22 protein-coding genes are annotated in these 20,732 nt (G+C 72.5%); 7 read left to right on the top strand and 15 right to left on the bottom strand.

Annotated features, from left to right (window positions below):
* Positions 1-17 precede the first annotated feature (17 nt).
* Both ABEE00_RS32005 and ABEE00_RS32000 read right to left on the bottom strand, forming a co-directional pair.
* Positions 18-1,694, bottom strand: a complete 1,677-nt coding sequence (locus tag ABEE00_RS32005) for an ABC transporter permease (RefSeq protein WP_451918716.1) — start codon at positions 1,692-1,694, stop codon at positions 18-20.
* Positions 1,694-2,662: an ABC transporter ATP-binding protein gene (locus ABEE00_RS32000; protein ID WP_345749273.1), complete on the bottom strand. Its 969-nt coding sequence runs from the start codon at positions 2,660-2,662 to the stop codon at positions 1,694-1,696. Before ABEE00_RS32000 ends, ABEE00_RS32005 begins: the two co-directional genes overlap by 1 nt.
* A 102-nt stretch (positions 2,663-2,764) precedes the next feature.
* Here ABEE00_RS32000 and ABEE00_RS31995 point away from each other — a divergent pair, with 102 nt between their 5' ends.
* Positions 2,765-3,316: a GbsR/MarR family transcriptional regulator gene (locus ABEE00_RS31995; RefSeq protein ID WP_451918715.1), complete on the top strand. Its 552-nt coding sequence runs from the start codon at positions 2,765-2,767 to the stop codon at positions 3,314-3,316.
* Positions 3,317-3,410: 94 nt separating this feature from the next.
* Here the strand turns inward: ABEE00_RS31995 and ABEE00_RS31990 are convergent, their stop codons facing one another.
* Positions 3,411-4,280 (bottom strand): diacylglycerol kinase family protein, encoded by an 870-nt coding sequence (locus tag ABEE00_RS31990; RefSeq protein WP_345749272.1) that lies wholly within the window; start codon positions 4,278-4,280, stop codon positions 3,411-3,413.
* Between the two features lie 153 nt (positions 4,281-4,433).
* On the opposite strand from ABEE00_RS31990, the gene ABEE00_RS31985 reads away from it, so the two are divergent.
* From ABEE00_RS31985 to ABEE00_RS31965, 5 genes are all read left to right on the top strand, one after another.
* Entirely contained in the window at positions 4,434-5,717 is a 1,284-nt protein-coding gene (locus tag ABEE00_RS31985; protein ID WP_345749271.1) for an adenylosuccinate synthase, read from the top strand.
* Positions 5,718-5,915: 198 nt separating this feature from the next.
* On the top strand, positions 5,916-6,494 hold the full coding sequence (locus ABEE00_RS31980) for a Uma2 family endonuclease (protein WP_345749270.1): 579 nt from the start codon (positions 5,916-5,918) through the stop codon (positions 6,492-6,494).
* A 46-nt stretch (positions 6,495-6,540) separates the two neighbouring features.
* Positions 6,541-6,801, top strand: a complete 261-nt coding sequence (locus tag ABEE00_RS31975) for a hypothetical protein (protein WP_345749269.1) — start codon at positions 6,541-6,543, stop codon at positions 6,799-6,801.
* Between the two features lie 84 nt (positions 6,802-6,885).
* Positions 6,886-7,362, top strand: coding sequence for a hypothetical protein (locus ABEE00_RS31970; protein WP_345749268.1), 477 nt, complete (start codon positions 6,886-6,888; stop codon positions 7,360-7,362).
* 10 nt (positions 7,363-7,372) lie between these two features.
* Positions 7,373-7,714, top strand: coding sequence for a hypothetical protein (locus tag ABEE00_RS31965; protein ID WP_345749267.1), 342 nt, complete (start codon positions 7,373-7,375; stop codon positions 7,712-7,714).
* A 77-nt stretch (positions 7,715-7,791) separates the two neighbouring features.
* On the opposite strand, the gene ABEE00_RS31960 is transcribed toward ABEE00_RS31965, so the two are convergent.
* The 11 genes from ABEE00_RS31960 to ABEE00_RS31910 all read right to left on the bottom strand — a co-directional run bounded on the left by ABEE00_RS31960 (position 7,792) and on the right by ABEE00_RS31910 (position 18,295).
* Entirely contained in the window at positions 7,792-8,505 is a 714-nt protein-coding gene (locus ABEE00_RS31960; protein WP_451918714.1) for an alpha/beta hydrolase family protein, read from the bottom strand.
* A complete protein-coding gene (kynU, locus tag ABEE00_RS31955; RefSeq protein WP_345749266.1) occupies positions 8,502-9,728 on the bottom strand; it encodes a kynureninase in 1,227 nt (408 codons plus the stop codon). The genes ABEE00_RS31960 and kynU overlap by 4 nt, the downstream gene beginning before the upstream one ends.
* Entirely contained in the window at positions 9,721-10,590 is an 870-nt protein-coding gene (locus tag ABEE00_RS31950; protein WP_345749332.1) for a tryptophan 2,3-dioxygenase family protein, read from the bottom strand. The genes kynU and ABEE00_RS31950 overlap by 8 nt, the downstream gene beginning before the upstream one ends.
* A 243-nt stretch (positions 10,591-10,833) precedes the next feature.
* Positions 10,834-11,247 carry a DUF3151 domain-containing protein gene (locus ABEE00_RS31945; protein ID WP_345749265.1) on the bottom strand — a complete coding sequence of 138 codons (414 nt, stop codon included), beginning with the start codon at positions 11,245-11,247 and terminating at the stop codon, positions 10,834-10,836.
* 134 nt (positions 11,248-11,381) lie between these two features.
* Positions 11,382-12,410: a class II fructose-bisphosphate aldolase gene (gene fbaA, locus ABEE00_RS31940; RefSeq protein WP_345749264.1), complete on the bottom strand. Its 1,029-nt coding sequence runs from the start codon at positions 12,408-12,410 to the stop codon at positions 11,382-11,384.
* 324 nt (positions 12,411-12,734) lie between these two features.
* The gene (pyrE, locus tag ABEE00_RS31935; protein WP_345749263.1) at positions 12,735-13,274 is read right to left on the bottom strand and encodes an orotate phosphoribosyltransferase; all 540 of its coding nucleotides are present in this window, start codon (positions 13,272-13,274) and stop codon (positions 12,735-12,737) included.
* Between the two features lie 20 nt (positions 13,275-13,294).
* Positions 13,295-14,125, bottom strand: a complete 831-nt coding sequence (locus tag ABEE00_RS31930; protein ID WP_345749262.1) for an aldose epimerase family protein — start codon at positions 14,123-14,125, stop codon at positions 13,295-13,297.
* A gap of 161 nt (positions 14,126-14,286) precedes the next feature.
* Entirely contained in the window at positions 14,287-15,306 is a 1,020-nt protein-coding gene (locus ABEE00_RS31925; RefSeq protein WP_345749261.1) for an SRPBCC family protein, read from the bottom strand.
* Positions 15,307-15,381: 75 nt separating this feature from the next.
* Complete coding sequence (locus tag ABEE00_RS31920) at positions 15,382-17,127, bottom strand: spermidine synthase (protein WP_345749260.1); 1,746 nt, start codon at positions 17,125-17,127, stop codon at positions 15,382-15,384.
* A gap of 90 nt (positions 17,128-17,217) precedes the next feature.
* A complete protein-coding gene (locus tag ABEE00_RS31915; protein WP_345749259.1) occupies positions 17,218-17,799 on the bottom strand; it encodes a DUF2617 family protein in 582 nt (193 codons plus the stop codon).
* Positions 17,800-18,058: 259 nt separating this feature from the next.
* Positions 18,059-18,295 carry a hypothetical protein gene (locus ABEE00_RS31910; RefSeq protein ID WP_345749258.1) on the bottom strand — a complete coding sequence of 79 codons (237 nt, stop codon included), beginning with the start codon at positions 18,293-18,295 and terminating at the stop codon, positions 18,059-18,061.
* Between the two features lie 192 nt (positions 18,296-18,487).
* Here ABEE00_RS31910 and ABEE00_RS31905 point away from each other — a divergent pair, with 192 nt between their 5' ends.
* On the top strand, positions 18,488-19,720 hold the full coding sequence (locus tag ABEE00_RS31905; RefSeq protein WP_451918713.1) for a pyridoxal phosphate-dependent aminotransferase: 1,233 nt from the start codon (positions 18,488-18,490) through the stop codon (positions 19,718-19,720).
* A 31-nt stretch (positions 19,721-19,751) separates the two neighbouring features.
* On the opposite strand, the gene ABEE00_RS31900 is transcribed toward ABEE00_RS31905, so the two are convergent.
* Positions 19,752-20,288: a type III secretion system chaperone family protein gene (locus tag ABEE00_RS31900; protein WP_345749256.1), complete on the bottom strand. Its 537-nt coding sequence runs from the start codon at positions 20,286-20,288 to the stop codon at positions 19,752-19,754.
* Positions 20,289-20,732 lie beyond the last annotated feature (444 nt).

Raw genomic sequence — 20,732 nt, 5'->3', positions numbered from 1 at the left:
ACCTGTCTGCCCGGCCCTCACTTGAGGTCCAGGTCCCGCCGCCCGAACCCGGCGAGCCCCACCGCCACCAGCGCGGCCGCGAGCAGCGTGAGCACGGCGAGCGGCACCAGGTCCAGGTCCTGCGACGGCAGTCGGGGCACGTGCCCGAAGGGCGACAGGTTGTCCATCCACCCCGGGAACCGGAGCATCCGCCCCAGGTAGCCCGCGACGAACGCGTACACCGGCACCGCCCATGCCGCCTGCACGGCACCCGGCAGCCAGCCGAAGAGCAGCACCGCGACCCCGGCGGTCACCCACAGCGCCGGCGCGTAGGCCAGCGCCGCTCCTGTGAGCGAGAGCACCAGGCCGCCCCTCCCCGCCGAGGCGGCGCCCGCGATGCCGAAGCCGAGGCCGGCGAGGGCCAGCAGGACGGTGCCGCCGACGGCCGCGACCAGGACGTGGCCGAGCACCCAGCGGGTGCGGGACAGGCCGGTGGACAGCAGGGGTTCGGCGCGCCCCGCGGTCTCCTCGCCGCGCAGCCGCACCGCCGCGATCACCACGTACACAGCGGCGACCACCGCGATCACGGTCATCACCGTGGCGGCGAAGGACTCCTCGACCGAACCGCCCGCCTGCGCGAGCGCCTTCCGCACCGCGTCGACGTTCTCCAGCATGTCCTTGACCTGGCCGAGGATGGATCCGTACATCCCGCCGAGCACGAACACCGCGATACCGAAGCCGGTCAGCAGCCCGCGCTGGAGGCGCAGCGCCAGGCCCAGCGGGCTGCCCAGGAACGGCGAGGCGGCGGCCGGGCCCGGGCGCTGCGCGCGCAGCCCGGCCCCCACGTCCCTGCGGGTGCTCAGCACGAATCCGGCCGCCGCCGTCACCGCGCCGAGCAGCACCCCGAGGAGCAGCGGCCACCAGCGGTCGTCGACGTACGGATAGCTGCGCTGCGCCCAGCCGATGGGGGACGCCCAGGACAGCGCGCCGGAGCCGACGTCGCCCGCCGCGCGCAGCACATAGGCGGCGCCGACCACGGCGAGCGCCATGCCGGCCGCGGCGCGCGCGTGCCCGGTGATCTGCACGGTGACGGCGGCGACCCCCGCGAAGGCCAGCCCGGTCGCGGCGTGCGCCGCGCCGTACACCAGCGAGCCGCCCCAGGTGATCCCCGCGAGCCCGAGGCCGCCGAGGCCCAGCGCGAGGAGCAGTCCCAGTACGAGGTTGGCGAGCACCGCGAGCAGCAGGGCGGCGGCCAGCGTGGCGTGCCGTCCGACCACGGTGGAACGCACCAGCTCGGCGCGGTTGGCCTCCTCTTCGGCCCGGGTGTGCCGCACCACGAGCTGCACGCTCATGAGCCCGACCAGCACGGCCATGAAGCCGATCATGCGGTGGCTCAGCATCGCGCCGTAGTCGTAGTCGGTCAGGAAGTGCGCGGGCCCGGTCATCGCCAGTCCCGCAGGGCTGTCGATGGTCTTCGCCATCGCGGCGCGGTCGGCGGCGTGCGGATAGAGCTGCGCGGTGCTGTTGGCGGTGGACACCGTGCCGAGCACCAGCGCCAGGATCCACACCGGCATCCGCACCCGGTCCCTGCGCAGCCCGAAGCGTACGAGGACGCCGGTGCCGGCGAAGGGGTGCCGGGGCCCGGGACGCTCCTCGGCCGGCCGCGGGGCGCGGGTCCCCGCAGCGGTCGGGGCGGAGGTGGACGAGGCGGCCATCACGCGGCCTCCTCCCCGGCGTTGCCGTGCCCGTTGGCGGCGAGCTCGTCGCCGTAGTGCCGCAGCATCAGCTCTTCCAGCGTCGGCGGATGGCTGGTCAGGCCGCGGATGCCGAGCGAGGTCAAGTGCCGTACGGCGCCGTCCAGATGCTCGCCGTCCACCGCGAAGTGCACGCGCTTCCCGTCGGTGCGCACGCTGTGCACGCCGGGCAGCCCGTCCAGGCCCTCCGGCACCCGCTCGGTCTCGGCCTCGACCGTCGTACGGGTCAGGTGCCGCATCTCGCTGAGCGTGCCGGTCTGCACGTTCTTCCCGAGCCTGATGATGCTGACGCGGTCGGCCAGCTTCTCCACCTGGGCCAGGATGTGGCTGGAGAGCAGCACGGTCCTGCCCGCGGCCTTGGCCTGGGTGATCACGTCCTGGAAGACGACCTCCATCAGGGGGTCGAGCCCCGCGGTCGGCTCGTCCAGGAGCAGCAGCTCGGCGTCCGAGGCGAGCGCCGCGACGATGGCCACCTTCTGCCGGTTGCCCTTGGAGTAGGTGCGGCCCTTCTTGGTGGGGTCCAGGTCGAAGCGGTCGATCAGCTCGGCGCGCTTCTTGGGGTCGATGCCGCCGTTGCCCTCGCCCTTGCCGCTTCCGCCCCCGCCGCGCAGGCGCGCGAGCAGGTCGATGGCCTCGCCGCCGGTGAGGTTGGGCCACAGCTCGACGTCGCCCGGTACGTACGCGAGCCGCCGGTGCAGCTCCACCGCGTCGTCCCACGGGTCCCTGCCCAGCAGCCTGGCGCTGCCGGTGTCCGCGCGCAGCAGGCCGAGCAGCACGCGGATGGTGGTCGACTTGCCCGCGCCGTTGGGCCCCAGGAAGCCGTGCACCTCGCCGGCCTCCACCTCCAGGTCGAGGCCGTCCAGGGCACGCGTCCTGCCGAAGGTCTTCACCAGTCCCGAGACGGCGATGGCCGTGCTTGCCGTTGTCATGCTTGTGAAGCTACGCTCGTTTCACAAATTTGTGAAGTTAAGAAAGCGTTAGAGCGTTAGGGTCGTGGGCAGCGACGAGCTGAACAGGGAGAAGCTGAGACGGTGAGTGCAGCGCAGGGGCCCCGGAGGGCCGAACCCGCGTCCGAGGACCGGGAGCGGACGATCGAAGACCGGGAGCGGACGGCCGAGGTGAAGGAGTACGACGAGAACGTCTCCCCGTTCGTCGAGCGCTTCGCGGCCGATCTGACCGAGGCCGGGATGCAGCGGATGGCCTCCCGCGTCTTCGCCTGCCTCCTCGCCTCCGAGGAGGGCGCGCTCAACTCCACGGAGCTGGCCGAGCGGCTGCGGATCAGCCCCGCGGCGATCTCCGGCGCGGTCCGCTACCTCTCCCAGGTCCACATGGTCAGCAGGGAGCGCGAGCCGGGCTCGCGCCGCGAGCGCTACCGCGTGCACGCCGACCTCTGGTACGAGACCTTCACCAACCGCGACCAGCTCCTCTCCCGCTGGCACGCGACCCTGGCGGCGGGCGCCGAACAGATCGGCCCCGACACAGCGGCGGGCCGCCGCATCCAGGAGACCCAGGACTTCTTCGACTTCATGAAGGCCGAGCTGAACGACCTCATGCGGCGCTGGCGCGCGCAGCGGGAGAAGTGAGCTTTCCGCTCAGCTCCTTCGCCGCTCGCGAGCCGCCGGTCACGCTCCCCGTGCCAGGCCCGGCACGCTGTCACCGCCGGCCGGCCCCGCCGGGCTACTCGCCGCCGCGGCGGGAAAGCGTCTCGTTGCCCGGGACGATCATCCGCAGGGCCGCCGGCGCCACCGTCCACGTACGGGCTCCCCGTACGGGTCCGTACTCGGCCCCGCCTCCCGCGCGGTAGCGGAACTCGGGGCCCGCCACGGTGATCCGGCGCGCCAGCGCCCTCCGCACCGGGGGCTGCGCGCCCCGCACGGCGATCTCGGCGAAGCCCGCGCCGCAGCCGTCGGGCGCGACCGACACCTCCTCGACCGGCACGTCCCAGTCGGCCAGCAGCTCGCCGTCCGCCTCGACCCTTATGCGCTGCCGGGGCACCCGCGCACGCGCCGTACCGGCCAGCGATCTGTAGACCCGCTGCCAGGGAGAATCCGCCTCGGAGCCGTTCCCGCGGCCGTCCCCGTAGGGGCCCGTGGCCAGCCGCAGGCTGCCGAGCACCACCCCGCCGCAGTCGTCCACCAGCAGGTCGACGGCCCGCTCGGCGCCGCGCAGCGCCGCACGCGCCGCGCTCACCGCGTCCGCCGGGATCCCGAGGCTGCGCGCGAGCCGCACCCCGCCGGGGGAGTCCCCTACGGGTACGAGGGAGAGCGCGGCCTCGCCCAGCACCCGTTCCCTGTGCAGCAGTTGGACGGCACGCAGCAGGGCGCCGTCGTCGCCGACCACCACGGGCCGCCGGGGCCCGCAGCGACGGGCCAGCACCCGCGCCGCCTCCTCCGCGCTTTCCGGAAGGCACACCTTCGCACCCGGTGCACCCGCACACAGCACGTCCCTGGCGATCCGCACGGACTCCCCGTCCGCTTCCCTCGCCACCGGATCAACGACCACCAGCAGCGGAGCACCGGAGGTCCTCGTGGGGTCTGGAGCCGACACCTCGTTCCTCTCTCAGGTAACCTCTCGGTGCAAGAGCCCCTGTCGCTGTTGCGCCAGGGGCTTCCGCTATCTCGGGGCACCGGTCCGCGGCTCTTGCGATGGCAAAAGCGCCACGCACGTGGGACATGCCCCACCCGGAAGGGGTGTACGCCTGTGCCCGCACTCGTGCTGCTCGGTGCTCAGTGGGGTGATGAAGGCAAGGGAAAGGCCACCGACCTGCTCGGTGGGTCCGTGGACTACGTGGTGCGTTACCAGGGCGGCAACAACGCCGGCCACACGGTCGTCGTCGGCGACCAGAAGTACGCGCTGCACCTCCTCCCTTCCGGAATCCTCTCCCCCGGCTGCACACCGGTCATCGGCAACGGAGTCGTCGTCGACCCGTCGGTCCTGCTCTCCGAGCTGAGCGGTCTGAACGAGCGCGGCGTCGACACGTCCAAGCTGCTCATCAGCGGTAACGCTCACCTGATCACGCCGTACCACACCGAGGTCGACAAGGTGACGGAGCGGTTCCTCGGTAAGCGCAAGATCGGCACCACGGGCCGCGGCATCGGCCCGGCCTACGCGGACAAGATCAACCGCGTGGGCATCCGCGTCCAGGACCTCTTCGACGAGTCGATCCTGGGGCAGAAGGTCGAGGCGGCCCTCGACTTCAAGAACCAGATCCTCGCCAAGCTCTACAACCGCCGCGCGGTGCGCCCCGAGCAGATCACCGAGGAGCTCCTGGGCTACGGCGAGCAGATCAAGGGGTACGTGGCCGACACCGGCCTGATCCTCAACCAGGCCATCGACCAGGACAAGGTCGTCCTCTTCGAGGGGGGCCAGGGCACGCTGCTCGACGTGGACCACGGCACGTACCCCTTCGTCACGTCCTCGAACCCGACGGCCGGCGGCGCCGTCACCGGCTCGGGCGTCGGCCCGACGAAGATCAACCGCGTGATCGGCATCCTCAAGGCGTACACGACCCGCGTCGGCGCGGGCCCGTTCCCGACCGAGCTGTTCGACGCGGACGGCGAGGCGCTGCGCGACATCGGCGGCGAGCGGGGCGTGACCACCGGGCGCGACCGCCGCTGCGGCTGGTTCGACGCGGTGATCGCGCGCTACGCGACGCGCGTCAACGGCCTCACGGACTTCTTCCTCACCAAGCTCGACGTCCTGACCGGCTGGGACCGCATCCCGGTCTGCGTCGCGTACGAGATCGACGGCGAGCGCGTGGACGAACTCCCCAACAACCAGAGCGACTTCCACCACGCGAAGCCGGTCTACGAGTACCTGCCGGGCTGGACCGAGGACATCACGAAGGCCAAGACCTTCGCCGAACTCCCGGCCAACGCCCAGGCGTACGTCCGCGCCCTGGAGGACATGTCCGGCGCCCCGATCTCCGCGATCGGCGTGGGCCCGGGCCGCGACGAGACGATCCAGATCAACTCGTTCCTGTGAACGTCCGCTCCGCGGCATGAACGCCGCCGGGCCCGGGTCCTTTGGGCCTGCGGCCCGGCGGCGTACGTGTTTCGACGACCTGGTCCAGGGTCGCGGCACGCCACACCGGCTCACTCACACGAGTGAGCCGGGAACTGATCCGGCCCGCGCCGCGCCCGCGCTGGACACACTGGCTTCCGCCTGGAAGGGGGGTGCAGCATGACGGTTATGGCCGAGCCCAAGTCTCAGATGTCGGTGGAAGAGTTCGAACGGATCGCTTCCGCCGCACCCGATTCCGTCAGGTTGGAGTTCTTGAACGGACGAATCGGGGGCAAGGTCGTGCCAGACGGCGATCACGGGACGATCCTTGAGTGGCTCATGCACATCTGCATGCAGCACAGGCCCGACCTCTCGCTCAACTGGGAACAAGGCTTGAGGGTCGGGGCCTACCGCAAGGGCTGTGCACGTCCCGACGCCACCCTGGCGCCGAAGTTCTCCTTCGCCGGTCAGGGCGACTGGGCCGACCCCACACCCGTCCTCATGACCGTCGAGGTCACCTCTTACGACTCCGACACCGACAGCCGCGACCGCAAGGAGAAGCCGCGCGCGTACGCGGAAGCCGGTATCCCGGTATACCTGCTGATCGACCGGGACTCCTGCGAAGTGGTCGTGCACAGCGAGCCGGACGGCCCCCGGTACAAGCGCATCGTCCGAGTCCTCTTCGGCGAGGACGCAGAGCTGCCCGACCCCGTGGGCATCACCCTGACCACGGAGATCCTGAAGAACTGGGTGAGCTAGCCCCCGCGCCCCGAAGGTAGTGAAGCGCCGCGAGAGGGGGCGGCGGATGGCTGCAAGGAAACCGCCGACGGAGGAAGAACGCCGCACCGCGCTCCCCCTCGCGCTGGACGGCATCGACACCGGCCCGTACGTGATCCACGGGCACCACATCGGGCACCCCGTCGTGGGTTTCGACGGCGACGTCGCGCTCCACCTCACCACCGCCGAGGCCGAGTTGCTGCACGCGCAGCTCTGCTTCGTACTCGGGCAGGAGCAGCCGGGCTGTCGCCCAACACCCCTCGGGAGCAAGGGTCTTCGCTGGCCATAGGCGCGCGGGCGAAAGTTCTTGACCGTGTACATCGGAACGTGGTCCTCTACAGCCTCACGCACAACGGGGCACAACCGAATACACATGGGGGAACACGTGCGCCTCAGCACGAGCATCAAGTCCGCTCTCGTCGGGGTCGTGGCCGCGGCCGCGCTGGCCATCCCGGCCGGGGCGAGCACGGCGACCGCAGCGTCACCGGCGGAGACCAAGGTGACCGCCACCGGTGTCGGCGTCGAGGGCGTCGCCGCCACCTGCAAGCACAAGAGCCGCAAGCACATCGTGCGCCAGTACTTCCGCGGGCCCGCCAAGTTCACGCTCCGCTGCGGCACCAAGAAGTGGGGCTGGAAGCACATCAAGGCGGGGCACGGCTGGAACAAGACCATGGACAAGCGGATCCGCGCCGCCATCTGGTCCGGCGAGGCCAACGGGCGCGGCGGCTACTCCACGTACGCCAACGCCTGCCCGCGCACGGAGAAGTTCCGCACCCTCCTGGGCACACCGGCGGCACGGAACGACCTGCGCACCGCGTACAGGGTGACCCGCTTCGCCGCCACGTGCTAAGGAAGTGACCATGGCGGAGACACCGGCCGAGCGGGCGCTCGCCCGCTCGTACACCGCGGGCGACGGGCGCGAGACCTACACCGTCACCGGCTTCTCCGCCGCGTACCACGCCGACCGCACCGTGACGCTGACGTACGAACTCACCGTCACGCCGCGCGAAGGCGAAGACGAGCGCTGGGAATGGACACTGCGCTGGGACGACAAGTCCTTCGCCGACGTGTTCACCGCCGACGAGCCGGATCCGGAACGGCTCGACATGCTCGTCCGCCTGGTCCGCAGCCTGATCGAGGAGTGGTGGGCCACCAAGGGCCACAACCGGAAGTCGGCGAAGATGGCCCGCCGGCTGCCATAACGAGAGCACGAGAGCACGAGAGCACACAACGAGGGCCCGCACTCCTCCAGGAGTGCGGGCCCTCACACGTACAACCCCTACCGCCGCAGCGTGCTCACCAGCACATCGAACGCCGCCGTGTTCGGCGTCAGCGGCGCGAAGTGTCCGCAGCCCAGCAGGTGCAGCCGCGTGCCCCAGTCGTTCGCGTAACGCCGCGAAAGCTCCAGGGGTACGTCCGTGTCCCCCGTCCCGTGCAGGATCTCCACCGGTACGCGGGGGAACAGCCGCATCGGGTCCGCCTCGTAGAGACGGGAGGGCACCTGGGCGTCGCCGCCCAGGAAATCCGCCACCGCGCCGTCGCTGAGCCCCAGTTGGTGCGCCCGGCCCAGGTCGGCGACCGGCGCCACGCACACCACCCGCTCCGCCGCGCGCTCCCGCTTGTTCGCCGCCCACAGGGCGAGCTGGCCGCCCGCGGAGTGGCCCAGCAGGACGTCGGGCGGCGGGCCCAGGTGGCCGAGGGCCGTGTCCACGTCCTCGGCCGTCGTGGGCCATCCGCCGTCGCCGCCCACCCGCCGGTACTCGATCAGCGCGACCCGCATCCCGCGCCCCGCCAGCGCCGCGGCGAACGGCGTGAGGTGGGTGCGGTCGTACGCCTCCCGCCAGAAGCCGCCGTGCAGCACGGCGATCCGGGGGCCCGCGCCGCGCGTCCCGTAGTAGTCGATCACCTGCGAGGGATGCTCGCCGTACCGCTCCGTGCGCTCGGGCACCGCCGGGTCCAGCATCAGCAGATCCTTGTATTCGGCGTCGCTCACTCCGCCACCCCCGTCACCTCCCCCAGGACGCGAGCAGCACGCTCGGCGTCGGTGAACGCAGTGTAGAGCGGGGTGAAGCCGAAGCGGAGTACACCGGGGCGCCGGAAATCGCCCACGATGCCCCGCGCCGTCAGCGCCTCCATCGCCGAGCCCGCGTCCACGCCGCCCTCGCAGAGCAGCGAGATCTGGCTGCCGCGCCGTTCGTGCTGCTCAGGGGTCACCGACGTGACCCTGCCCTCGGGCACGTAGGCCCGTACGCAGCGCAGGAAGAAGTCGGTCAGCGCGAGGCTCTTGGCGCGCACCGCCTCGATCGCGACCCCGTCCCACGCCTTCAGCGCCTCCTCCAGGGCCAGGAGGGACAGGATGTCCGGGGTGCCGATCCGGCCGCGCGCCGCGCCCTTCGCCGGGGTGTATCCCGGCTCCATCGCGAACGGGTCGGCATGCGAATTCCAGCCGGGCAGCGGGGTGTCGAACTGCGGCTGGAGCTCCTCGCGTACGTAGAGGAAGGCGGGCGAACCCGGCCCGCCGTTCAGGTACTTGTACGTGCACCCCACGGCGAAGTCCACGCCCGACGCGTCGAGCGCGACGGGCAGCGCCCCCGCCGTATGGCACAGGTCCCACACCGCGAGCGCGCCCGCGCGGTGCACGGCCGCGGTGACGCCGGTCATGTCGTGCAGCTCGCCGGTGCGGTAGTCCGCGTGGTTGACCAGCACCGCGGCGGTCCGCGTACCGACCGCGTCCGGAATGTCCGCGGGCGGCAGCGCACGCACCGTACAGCCGGTCATGCGGGCCGCCGACGAGGCGATATAGCCGTCGGTGGGGAAGGTGCGGCCGTCCACCAGCAGCTCGGTGCGGTCCGGCGAGGCCGCCTGCGCGATCCGTACGGCGCCGACCACGGCCTTGAAGACGTTCACGCTGGTGGAGTCGCCGGCCACGACCTGGCCCCGCGCGGCGCCGATCAGTGGCGCGATCCGCTCGCCGACCCGTTCGGGCGCCTCCCACCAACCGGACTCGCTCCAGGAGCGGATGCCCAGCTCACCCCACTCGCGGGTGATCACATCAGCGATCCGGTCAGCCACTCCGCGGGGCAGCGCGCCCAGCGAGTTGCCGTCCAGATAGACCACGCCGTCGTTCAGCGCGAACTCGGCGCGCTTGTGCGCCAGTTCATCGGCCGCGTCGAGCCGGGCCGCCTCGTCCTTCAGCACCTGCTCCCCCTCAGACATAGCTGCGCGCCGTCCACAGCTCGGGGAAGACCTGCTTGCCCGCGCGCTTCTCCAGCCAGGCCACCCCGGACGAGCCGCCGGTGCCGGTCTTCGCGCCCATCGCCCGCCGCGTCGCGATCAGATGGTCGTTGCGCCATCGCCACACCAGCTCCGCGACCTCGGTCAACGCCTCGCCGAGCCGGATCAGTTCGCCCTCGGGCTCCTCGCCGGCGCGCTCGTAGATCCGCTTCCACACGGCCTCGACCCCGGGATCCCCCTCGTAGCGCCGCGTCACATCGCGCTCCAGCACCTCGGCGGGGATCTCCTCGCCCCGCCGCGCCAGGAAGCGCAGCACCTCGTCGTACAGGCTCGGCTCGTGCAGCGCCTTCTCCAGCTCGTCGTGCACGCGGGGCGCGCCGCGGTGCGGGACCAGCATCGACGCCGACTTCTCCCCGAGCAGGAACTCCATCCGCCGGTACATCGCCGACTGGAATCCGGACCCGTCGCCGAGCGCCGAGCGGTACGCGTTGAACTGCGCGGGCGTCAGGTGCGCCAGCGGCTCCCACGACGCGTTCAGCGACTGCAGCTCGTACGTGGAGCGGCGCAGCGCGGCCAGCGCGCCCGGCACGTCGTCCTGCCGCAGCGACTCGGCCGCGGTGTGCCACTCGTGCACGATGACGGTGAACCACAGCTCCATGACCTGGGTGGTCACCAGGAAGACCATCTCGCCGGGATCGTCGGAGAGCGGGTGCTGGAGGTGCGTGAGCGTATCCGCGCGTACGTAGTCCTCGTACGGGGTCGTGCCGTTGAAGTCCAGCTCCGGCGCGTCGGCCTCCTGGGCAGGAGGGCCGGAAGCCTGGGGCTCGGCGGGGTGCTGGGACATCTCTCGGGACATTGCTGTCCTCCTCGACGTGAAACCACCGGGTAGCGGTCCGCTCCTTCCAGCCGGCAATGTCGGAGCCCCGGTCCCCTCGGATCGCCGTGCCCTGGCACCTGTGGCCTGCGGTACTTCTGACCTGCGGGCACGGAATCCAACAGCATCATCAGGGAGCCGCCCGCGCAAAGGCAAGGGCCGCCGGAGACAGGCTCCGGCGGCCCTGGAAGACCCTCATGACACGATCGACGATCAGGTCAGGGTCGACGCCGCGGTCGGCGAGCTCTCCTTCAGGAAGGTGCTGCACCGCTCGTACTCGTCGTCCTCGCCGATCGTCTGCGCGGCCCGCGCCAGCGCGTGCAGCGCGCGCAGGAAGCCGCGGTTCGGCTCGTGCTCGAAGGGGACGGGACCGTGGCCCTTCCAGCCGTTCCGCCGGAGCGCGTCGAGCCCGCGGTGGTAGCCGGTGCGCGCGTACGCGTACGAGGCGACCACGTTCCCCGCCTCGAAGGCGTCGTCGGCGAGCTGCGCCCACGCCAGGGACGAGGTCGGGTGCTTCGCCGCCACCTCGGACGGGGCGGTCCCGGAGGCGAGCAGCTCGCGCGGCTCGGGGTCGTCCGGGAGATGGGTCGGGGGCGGTCCCCCGAGCAGGTTCTCGTGAATGGCCATGCCCCCAGTTTCGCAGCATGGGACAACACGGCGGACAGCGCTGCCGACCGCACCGGAGAGCACGACGGACAGGCGCCGGACAGCACTGCGGGGCGGGGCCGCCCGGCCCCGCCCCGCACACACCCCGGCGGGTGTTACTTCAGCTTCGTGCCGGTCGAGCGCAGGTCGGCGCAGGCCTTCTGCACGCGCTCGGCCATGCCCTTCTCGGCGGCCTTGCCCCAGCTCCGCGGGTCGTAGACCTTCTTGTTGCCGACCTCGTCGTCGACCTTCAGCACGCCGTCGTAGTTGCGGAACATGTGGTCCGCGACCGGGCGGGTGAAGGCGTACTGGGTGTCGGTGTCCAGGTTCATCTTCACGACGCCGTTCTCCAGCGCGGTGGCGATCTCCGCGTCGGTGGAGCCCGAGCCGCCGTGGAAGACGAAGTCGAACGCGTCGTTGCCGGTCTTGCCGTACTTCTCGCCGACGCCCGACTGGAGCTCCTTCAGCAGCTCCGGCTTGAGCACGACGTTGCCCGGCTTGTAGACGCCGTGCACGTTGCCGAAGGAGGCGGCCAGCAGGTACCGGCCCTTGTCGCCCAGGCCCAGGGCCTCGGCGGTGCGCAGCGCGTCCTCGACGGTCGTGTACAGCTCGTCGTTGATCTCGTGCGTGACGCCGTCCTCCTCGCCGCCGGTCGGGGTGATCTCGACCTCAAGAATGATCTTGGCGGCGGCGGCCTGGGCGAGCAGCTCCTGGCCGATGGCCAGGTTGTCCTTCAGCGTCTCCGCCGAGCCGTCCCACATGTGCGACTGGAACAGCGGGTTCTGCCCCGCGTCCACGCGCTCCTTGGAGATCGCCAGCAGCGGGCGCACGTACCCGTCCAGCTTGTCCTTGGGGCAGTGGTCGGTGTGCAGGGCGATGTTGACCGGGTACTTCTTCGCGACCACGTGCGCGAACTCGGCCAGCGCCACCGCGCCGGAGACCATGTCCTTGCTGTACTGGCCGCCCAGGAACTCCGCACCACCAGTGGAGATCTGGATGATGCCGTCGCTCTCCGCCTCGGCGAAGCCGCGCAGCGCCGCATGGAGGGTCTGGGTCGAGGTGACGTTGATGGCGGGGTAGGCGAACTTGCCTGCCTTCGCCCTGTCGAGCATCTCGTTGTAGACCTCAGGGGTCGCGATGGGCATCTGTCCGCTCCTTGGTGTGCGAGTGCGTAACGGCTCTAACGGCTCTTGGAGTCTTGCGGCTCTGGAGTCGCGGGCTCTGGCCCGGACCGACGGATCGACGTCATCGTCGCCCCCATCTTCCCAGACCGCCCCGAATGCTCCAGCCCCTGCTCCGGCCCCTCATACGGGGGCCGAAAGGGGGTCGTGAGGGGGTTCGGCGGGGGTCACGCCGGGGATCACGGCGGGGCCCTCAACTGCCGCTCCGGGAGCGGGAGATGAGGGCCGCGGGGCACGGCCCGGAGGTTTCACGTGAAACCTCCGCGACCGCCCGCGTACCGCGTGTGATCAGTCCAGACCGAGGTCGGCGAGGCTGTACGCGTAGGTGTACGGCAGCCCCTCGCGCTCCATCGCCGGGGCCGCGCCGCGCTCCACGATCGTCGCCACCGCGACCACCTCGGCGCCCGCCTCGCGCGCGGCCTCGACGGCGGTCAGCGGGGAGTTCCCCGTGGTCGAGGTGTCCTCGACGATCAGCACCCGGCGGCCCGCGATGTCCGGGCCCTCGATGCGGCGCTGGAGCCCGTGCGCCTTGCCGGCCTTGCGGACCACGAAGGCGTCCAGCTTCCGGCCGCGCGCCGCCGCCGCGTGCAGCATCGCGGAGGCGACCGGGTCGGCGCCGAGGGTCAGCCCGCCGACCGCGTCGAAGTCCAGATGCGCGGTGGCGTCCAGCATGACCTGCCCCGCGAGCGGCGCGGACTCCCCGTCCAGGGTCACCCTGCGCAGGTCGATGTAGAAGTCGGCCTCCGCCCCTGAGGACAGAGTCACCTTGCCGTGCACCACGGCCTTGTCCTTGATCTGCCGCAGCAGCTCACCACGCACGTCACTCATGCTTCCGACCCTATCCAGCGCTACGGCGCGAGTGTCCGCCAGCTCCACGTCGTGGAGACCTCCAGCGGGTCTATGGGCGTGACGAGCTGCGGGTGCGAGTTCAGACCGTTCGGCGGCCCGGTCTGCGGCTCGACGCACACCGCCTCAGGCTGCTCGTCGTAGACCACCGCGTACTCCGCGCGGCTGGCGACCTTCAGCTCCAGCTCTCCGGGCCAGGTCAGGGTCACGTCCACGCCGTCGGGCATGCCGAAGCAGTCGTCCCACGGGCCGGGCTGGGGCGCGATCCGCTTGCCGGTCGGCAGGTGGTCCTCGCCGCGCTCCTCCTGCCACTCGGGATCGAAGTCGATGCGTACGTCCTCGCCGCCCCTGCCCAGGTTGCGGAGGAACCACGGGTGCCAGCCCGCCTGCGCGGGGAACGAGTCGTCTGCGGTCTCCACGCCCAGCGTCAGGGTCACGCTGCCGCCGTCCTCGGCCAGCTCGACGTGCTGGGTGACCTTGCCCTCCCAGGGCCACGGATCGGTCAGGTCGATCATGAAAGCGGCGCTGCGCTCCGGGTCGCCCGTGGTGCGGAAGCGGCGCCAGGGCGCGGAGCGCACGGTGCCGTGGATGGCGTGCGGGCCGCTGGTGACGGGGAGCTGGTAGAGCTCGCCGCCGTTGCGGAACCTGCCGTGGTCGGTGCGGCCGCACCAGGGGGCCATGACGAAAGCGCCGTACTTCTCGCCCTGCCGCAGCAGTTCGGTGCCGGCCACGGTGAGAGAGCTGACCCGGCAGCCGTTCCCGGCGTCCACCGTCAGCTCGGTGTCACCGGCGCGGAGCGTGACGCCTCCGGCGGGGGTGGGGGAATCCGTCATACGGCGACCCTAACCGCCCGTACGGCACGCCCGCGCCCCGCACGCGACCCGTACGGGGCACGCGTCATCGCGCCCGTGTGCGGGTGCCGCGCGCACCGGCGAACACCGCCGCAGCGGCCGCCGTGCGCCGCGTGCCGGATCAGCGCCGCGCGGGCTCCAACTCAGCCCCGGCGCCGCAGAGTTCGCGTCAGGACGATCGCGCCCGCCACCACCGCAGCCGCGGCGGGGGCGGCCCAGCGGAGGGTCGCCGTGGTGGCCGCGGCCTCGGGGGCGGGAATGGGTGCGTACCGGCCGCGCGGCGGCGCGTGGTCCACCTCCTCCGCGCTGCGCCCGATCATCGTGCGCCGCGCGTGCGCCGCCTCGGCCGTGACCGGGCGGTCCGCCTCCTCGTCCTCGGCGTCGTCGCCCGCGTCCAGCATCGGGTCGAGCGAGGACGGGGGGATGTCCGCCTCGAAGACGCTGAGGTGCTCGTCGGCCTGCCCGTCGTGGCCCTGCTCGCCCTGCCCGTCCTGCGGCTTGCCGGTGCGGTCCTCCTCGGCCCTGTCCGGGTCGGGGATGCCGGGGATGGCGCGCTCGTTGTCGTCGGGTTCGCCGATGCCGCCGCCGGAGGACGCCTCGGCGGCCGCCTCGGCGTCGTCGTCCGCGTCATCCGCGTCGGCGGCGTCGTCGGCGCGCTCCTCCACCTCGGGCACGGGGCCGGCCTCCGCCGGCGGCGGCACCGCTCCGGGCGGGGTCTTGCCGATGCTCTCGCCGAGCGAGGCGGCGAAGCGCTCCAGCAGCCGCTGCCCGGCGGAGCGGGTCGTCTTCTCGGCGAACTCCGCGAGCCTGCCCGCGCCCTCCGCCGTGCCGGTGCACACCAGGGTCGTGCCCTCGCCGTCGGCGGAGAGCCGCGCCGCCAGGGTGACCGAGACCCGCACGGAGCCGTCGCCGCGCGATTCGGCGCCGGTGCCCTCCGCGTGCAGACCCTCGTCGTCCGGGGTCAGGCGCAGGCTGCCGCGGTACGTGATCGTGGAGCCGCCGATCCTGACGCGCAGCCGCCCCTCGAGCTCACCGGCCGCGGCGTCGCCCGGCGCCCCGGCGTCCAGCAGCAGACCCGGAACGCAGCGCGCCACGCGCTCCCGCTCGGCGAGCGCCGCCCGTACCGACCCGACGGAAAACGGAACGTACACCTCGTGCTCCATAGGCCGGAGCCTACCCACCACACCCCGCACATGTGACCGGTCGCCCGTCATCCGCCGCGTGTCACCGCACGGCCCTCACCGCAGATAGCGGGGGTGCATCAGGGACGAGGGCGGCGGGGGAGCGGTGCGGGAGCGCTCGGCCCGCTGCCGCGCCACGCTCAACTTCCGTTCGGACAGGGCCCTCAGGGGCGGGGACGCGGTGCTGCTCAGCGCCGCGCGGGTGCCGCCGCCCCGGGACGCCAGCACGAACCCCCAGTCGCGCGGCCCCCGTCCGGAGCCGCCGCTGCTGCCGCGCCCGTCCAGCGAGCGGTCGGGCCCCGCGCTGAACCCGGAGACCCTGCCGTCCACCACGTACGGGACCGGGTCGAGGCCCGCGGCGCGGACCGTGGACTCCACCGTCCAGTAGTCGCGCGGCCGCACGCTCGGCGCCCCGGCGTGCACCACCAGCCGGCCGTTCTCGCCCAGTGCCCACGCGACGAGCCCGTAGAACTCCTGCGAATAGAGCTTGGTGCTCGGCGAGATGGCCGGATCGGGCAGATCGGAGATCACGACGTCGTACGGGGCCGAGCGCGGGGAGAAGGCGCGGTCGCGGAGCCTGCCGAAGACGTCGCCGGTCACCAGGCGCACCCGCGGGTCGCGGTACGCGTCGCGGTTGAGGCGGCGCAGGCCCGGGTCGGTGCGCGCCAACTCCGCGACGCCCGGGTCGGATTCGACCACGGTGACCTCCCGCACGCCGCGGTACCGCAGCACCTCGCGCACGGCCAGTCCGTCGCCGCCGCCCAGGACCAGCACCCTGGCGTGCGGTCCGCCGCGCATCGCGGGGTGCACCAGCGCCTCGTGGAAGCGGGCCTCGTCCTCGGAGCTCGCGCGCAGCCGCCCGTCGAGGAACAGCTCCAGCGGCTGGGTGTCCCGGCGCCGCGCGTGCGGGTCGGAACTCCCGTAGGGGCCGGGCTTCCCGTGAGGGTCCGGCTTCCCGTAAGGGGCGGGTCTCCCGTAGGGGTCGGGGCGTGCTCCTCCGGTCAGGACCACCTCCTGTTGATCGGTGTGCCGGGCGACCCGCACGCCCCCGCCGTACACCGCCTGGCGCGCGGCCTCCTCGAACGCGCCGGACCACGCCATTCCGGCGACCAGCAGGGCCAGCACCACGCCGTTCGCGGTGACCAGGCCCCAGCGGGCGCGGGCGCTCACCTCCCGGCGGAAGAGCCACAGGACCACCACCCCGCCGGCCGCCGCGTTCACCACCCCGGTGAGCAGGGCACCGGTCAACTGCCCGCACAGCGGCAGCAGGAGGAAGGGGAAGGCGAGGCCGCCGACCAGCGCGCCCACGTAGTCGGCGGCGAACAGGTCGGCCACGGCGCCGCCCGGGTCCTGCTGCCTGATGCGCTGGATCAGCACCATGAGCAGCGGCATCTCGGCGCCGACCAGCAGACCGATCGCGAAGGAGAAGGCGACCAGCGCGACGCGGGCCTCGCCGAACCACGCGAAGCCCGCGTACAGCGCCATCGCCGAGCCGCCGCCGACCAGCGCGAGCAGGGCCTCCACCGCGCCGAAACCGCTGGCCGCGCGGCACCGCAGCCGCTTGGCGACCAGCGAGCCGACGCCCATCGCGAAGACCATCACGGACAGCACGACGGACGCCTGGGTGACCGAGTCGCCCACCAGGTACGAGGCGAGCGCGACGAGTTCCAGTTCGTATACCAGGCCGCAGGCGGCGCAGACGAAGACCGAGAGCAGCACGCAGACGCGGCCGAGGGCCGGCGGTACGGGCAGGCGCGCGGAGTCCGGCGCCGCAGGACCCCGCACAGGGGTGCGGTCGATCATGGACCGAACGCTACGTGAGCACCTCAGGACGCCTGGTCACCCACACGTGTGGAGTGCGCCGACCCCGTACGGAACCCGCGAAGGCGCAGGTCAGGCCGGTGCCACGCGGCCCGCGCCGGTCCCGCGGGCCCCGCCGCCGACGGCGTCGACCGCGGCCAGCGGGTCGACGGGCCGCATCGCGACGCGGGTCCGCGTGGAGACGAGGCAGCCCTCCTGCGGGTACGAGTGCCAGGTACGCCACTGCACTTGGCCCTCGTTGCGCTGCACCAGCAGCGCGGTGAAGGCGTGCGGCGCACCGGGAAAGGTGCCGGCCAGGCCGTTGGGGTGGTCCGAGACCAGCGCGAGCAGCTCCTGCGCGCGCCCCGCGAACGAGCCGCTGGAGAGGGTCTCCACGCGCGCGGCGAACTCGTACTCCCACCCGCCGACCCGCTTGGAGACGCCCAGCGGCAGCGGTGTGCTGCTGCCCGGCATGCAGGCCACGGTCTCGGAACAGCTTCCGTTCCGCTCCTCGAGAAGCACCTGGTGCGAGGCGCCGAGCAGGCTCAACCGCACGTGCGCGCCGCTCAGTTCGATGTCGAGCGAGGCGAGCGCGGGCATCGGCTCACGGCCCAGCGCCCAGGCCAGATCGCCCGCGCGGGTGTCGGTATAGGGGGTGTGGAGTGTGGTGAGCATGGGTCGGCTCCGCAAGGCACGCAATGGAGGGTGGGCCGGCCCACCCCTCGACACCAGGACCAGGGGTCGTTCGTACGCCGGCTCGTGCCCACGTCAGGTCCGGGATACGAAATCACCGAATCATGGAATGCCGGGCGCCCACAGCGTTTTTACCCATCTTCGCCGGGTTTCCATCCCCGCGGGGGCCGGGCAGCTCAGGTGTTCAAACGCCCCGGCACCCGCGGCAGTTGCGGGCACCGGGGCGTCTCGGCGAGGTGGTTCAGCAGCCACCGCCGCCTCCTCCACCGCCGCAGCCGCCTCCGCCGCCACCGCCGCCGCAGGAGCAGCCGCCGCCACCGCAGGAGTTGCCGCCACCGCCGTCCGACGAGCCGCCACCCGCGTACCAGCCGCCGCCACCGCCGCGGGAGCCGCCGCCCGTGCCGCCCGTGCCCTTCGCCAGCGAGGCGAACAGGACGACGGCGACGCCGACCACCACGATCACCACAAGTCCACCCATGTGCGGATCCCCCTTAACTCGTTGCCTGTTTCCGCACGGCGTTGCCCGTTCCGCGATTCCCGCTCCGCGGGCCCCGCCCGCACGCGTGCGGAGACGCGGGGCGCCGCCCGTGCCGTTCCGCACATGGCCTGGCTCTTGCCCGCACGCGCGCCGCCCAAAGCACAGTTGAGGAAGAACAGAGGTTCCCGGAGGATGACGCACATGACTTCTGCGCGCCCAGGTCCGCACACGCGTCCGCTGCTCAACAGGCGGCTCGCCGAGTTCGGCACCACGATCTTCGCCGAGATGTCGGCGCTCGCCGTCCGCACCGGCGCCATCAACCTCGGCCAGGGCTTCCCCGACACCGACGGACCCGAGGAGGTGCGGGAGGCCGCGGTGCGCGCGCTGCGCGAGGGCCGCGGCAACCAGTACCCGCCGGGCCCCGGCGTCCCCGAGCTGCGCGAGGCGGTCGCCGCGCACCAGGAGCACTGGTACGGGCACCTGGGCGTGCGCTGCGACCCGGAGACCGAGGTGCTGGTCACCGCGGGCGCGACCGAGGCCATCGCGGCCTCGCTGCTCGGACTCGTCGAGCCGGGCGACGAGGTGATCGCGCTGGAGCCGTACTACGACTCGTACGCCGCCTCGATCGCCATGGCGGGCGGCACCCGTGTGCCGGTCACGCTCAGACCGCACACCGGCGAGGAGGCCTCGGGCAGCTTCCGGCTCGACCTGGACGAGCTGCGCGACGCGGTCACCGAGCGCACCCGGCTGATCCTGCTGAACACCCCGCACAACCCCACCGGCACGGTGCTGACCCGCGACGAGCTCGCCGCGATCGCCGAACTGTGCGTGGAGCGTGACCTGTTGGCGGTCACCGACGAGGTGTACGAGCACCTGGTCTTCGACGGGGAGCACCTGCCGCTGGCGTCCTTCCCCGGGATGCGGGAGCGGACGGTGACCATCGGCTCCGCCGGCAAGACCTTCTCGTTCACCGGCTGGAAGGTCGGCTGGGTGACCGGCACGCGGGAGCTGGTCTCCGCCGTGCGCTCGGCGAAGCAGTATCTGACGTTCGTGTCCGCCGGGCCCTTCCAGTACGCGGTCGCCGAGGCGCTGCGGCTGCCGGACGCGTACTTCACGGGGCTGCGGGACGATCTGCGCGCCAAGCGCGACCTGCTGGCGCGGGGGCTCTCGGAGGCCGGGTTCGGGGTGTTCCGGTCATCCGGCACGTACTTCATCACCACGGACATCCGCCCGCTGGGCGAGAGTTCCGGCATCGACTTCTGCCTGTCGCTGCCCGAGCGGTGCGGGGTGGTCGCCGTGCCCACGCAGGTCTTCTACGACCACGAGGCGCAGGGCGCCCCCTTCGTCCGGTTCGCCTTCTGCAAGAAGCAGGAGGTGCTCTCGGAGGCCGCGGCGCGGCTCAAGGGGGCGCCCCAGGCGCCGTAGGGCGAGGGCCGCCGGGGCCCTCCCCAGGGGTTCACTCGTCGTCGGCGGAACCCGACTCCGAACCGGACTCCGCGTCCTTCTCCAGACCGAGGGTCTCCACGAGCCACTTGTCGAACTCGATGGAGGCGCGCACCCAGCTCACGGTGCTGGAGACGAAGTGCTCCAGGGACACACCGGTGCCGATCAGCATCTGCGCCTCGCCGATGAGGCGGACGGTGCCGTCGTCGTGGGTGTGGCTGTAGACCTTGGGCCACAGGGTGCGGCGGTTCCAGTCGTCCATCGTCTCGAGGATCTTCGGCTTGTCCTCGATCGGGTGCGGACGGTCGTAGAAGGTACGGACGGAGAAGACCTGCTGGTCCTCCTCACCGCGGAACATGAAGTAGGTGCGGAACTCCTCCCACGGCGCCGCGAGGTCTCCCTCTTCGTCGACGACGTACTTGAGCTCCATCTGGTCCAGGAGCTGCTTCACCAGGTCCTGGTCCGGGAGGATGGGCCCGGAGGGTGCACCCTCTTGCGGGTCGGGCTGCTGGTCCCCGAAATTCGGGATCGAGGACGGGTCGATGCTCACCGTGGACTTCCCTTCGTACGGAATTCCGCCATCCTCCCCCACGACCGGCCCGTCATGGCAAGCCCGACGGCCAGGGCTCCCGCCCTGGCCTGAAACAACGCGCCTGTGGCCCTTTCCGCCGTATGCGCGGCGGCCCGCTGCGCGCTTCCGCCTCCGCCTCCCCACCCACGAGCTGTGGGCAATCGTTCCGCGGGGCGGAACGGGTGGGCACAGCGGACCGCAGGGGGGGGGGGGGGGGGGGGGGGGGGGGGGGGGGGGGGGGGGGGGGGCGGGGGGGGGGGGGGGGGGGGGGGGGGGGGGGGGGGGGGGGGGGGGGGGGGGGGGGGGGGGGGGGGGGGGGGGGGGGGGGGGGGGGGGGGGGGGGGGGGGGGGGGGCGGGGGGGCGGGGGGGGGGGGGGCGGGGGCGGGGGGCCGGCGGGGGGGGCGGGGGGGGCGGGGGGGAGG

The organism is Streptomyces odontomachicola, assembly GCF_039605595.1.
Taxonomy (GTDB): domain Bacteria; phylum Actinomycetota; class Actinomycetes; order Streptomycetales; family Streptomycetaceae; genus Streptomyces.
Note: the sequence above shows the minus strand (reverse complement) of the source record. Positions and strands in the feature narration are given on the sequence as shown.

Bases quoted from the DNA above. Each gene is read 5' to 3' on its own strand.
- ABEE00_RS32005 (WP_451918716.1), bottom strand. From the start codon at position 1,694: ATGGCCGCCTCGTCCACCTCCGCCCCGACCGCTGCGGGGACCCGCGCC.
- ABEE00_RS32000 (WP_345749273.1), bottom strand. From the start codon at position 2,662: ATGACAACGGCAAGCACGGCCATCGCCGTCTCGGGACTGGTGAAGACC.
- ABEE00_RS31980 (WP_345749270.1), top strand. From the start codon at position 5,916: ATGACGGTTATGGCCGAGCCCAAGTCTCAGATGTCGGTGGAAGAGTTC.
- ABEE00_RS31975 (WP_345749269.1), top strand. From the start codon at position 6,541: ATGGCTGCAAGGAAACCGCCGACGGAGGAAGAACGCCGCACCGCGCTC.
- ABEE00_RS31970 (WP_345749268.1), top strand. From the start codon at position 6,886: ATGGGGGAACACGTGCGCCTCAGCACGAGCATCAAGTCCGCTCTCGTC.
- ABEE00_RS31965 (WP_345749267.1), top strand. From the start codon at position 7,373: ATGGCGGAGACACCGGCCGAGCGGGCGCTCGCCCGCTCGTACACCGCG.
- kynU (WP_345749266.1), bottom strand. From the start codon at position 9,728: ATGTCTGAGGGGGAGCAGGTGCTGAAGGACGAGGCGGCCCGGCTCGAC.
- ABEE00_RS31950 (WP_345749332.1), bottom strand. From the start codon at position 10,590: ATGTCCCAGCACCCCGCCGAGCCCCAGGCTTCCGGCCCTCCTGCCCAG.
- ABEE00_RS31945 (WP_345749265.1), bottom strand. From the start codon at position 11,247: ATGGCCATTCACGAGAACCTGCTCGGGGGACCGCCCCCGACCCATCTC.
- fbaA (WP_345749264.1), bottom strand. From the start codon at position 12,410: ATGCCCATCGCGACCCCTGAGGTCTACAACGAGATGCTCGACAGGGCG.
- pyrE (WP_345749263.1), bottom strand. From the start codon at position 13,274: ATGAGTGACGTGCGTGGTGAGCTGCTGCGGCAGATCAAGGACAAGGCC.
- ABEE00_RS31930 (WP_345749262.1), bottom strand. From the start codon at position 14,125: ATGACGGATTCCCCCACCCCCGCCGGAGGCGTCACGCTCCGCGCCGGT.
- ABEE00_RS31925 (WP_345749261.1), bottom strand. From the start codon at position 15,306: ATGGAGCACGAGGTGTACGTTCCGTTTTCCGTCGGGTCGGTACGGGCG.
- ABEE00_RS31920 (WP_345749260.1), bottom strand. From the start codon at position 17,127: ATGATCGACCGCACCCCTGTGCGGGGTCCTGCGGCGCCGGACTCCGCG.
- ABEE00_RS31915 (WP_345749259.1), bottom strand. From the start codon at position 17,799: ATGCTCACCACACTCCACACCCCCTATACCGACACCCGCGCGGGCGAT.
- ABEE00_RS31910 (WP_345749258.1), bottom strand. From the start codon at position 18,295: ATGGGTGGACTTGTGGTGATCGTGGTGGTCGGCGTCGCCGTCGTCCTG.
- ABEE00_RS31905 (WP_451918713.1), top strand. From the start codon at position 18,488: ATGACGCACATGACTTCTGCGCGCCCAGGTCCGCACACGCGTCCGCTG.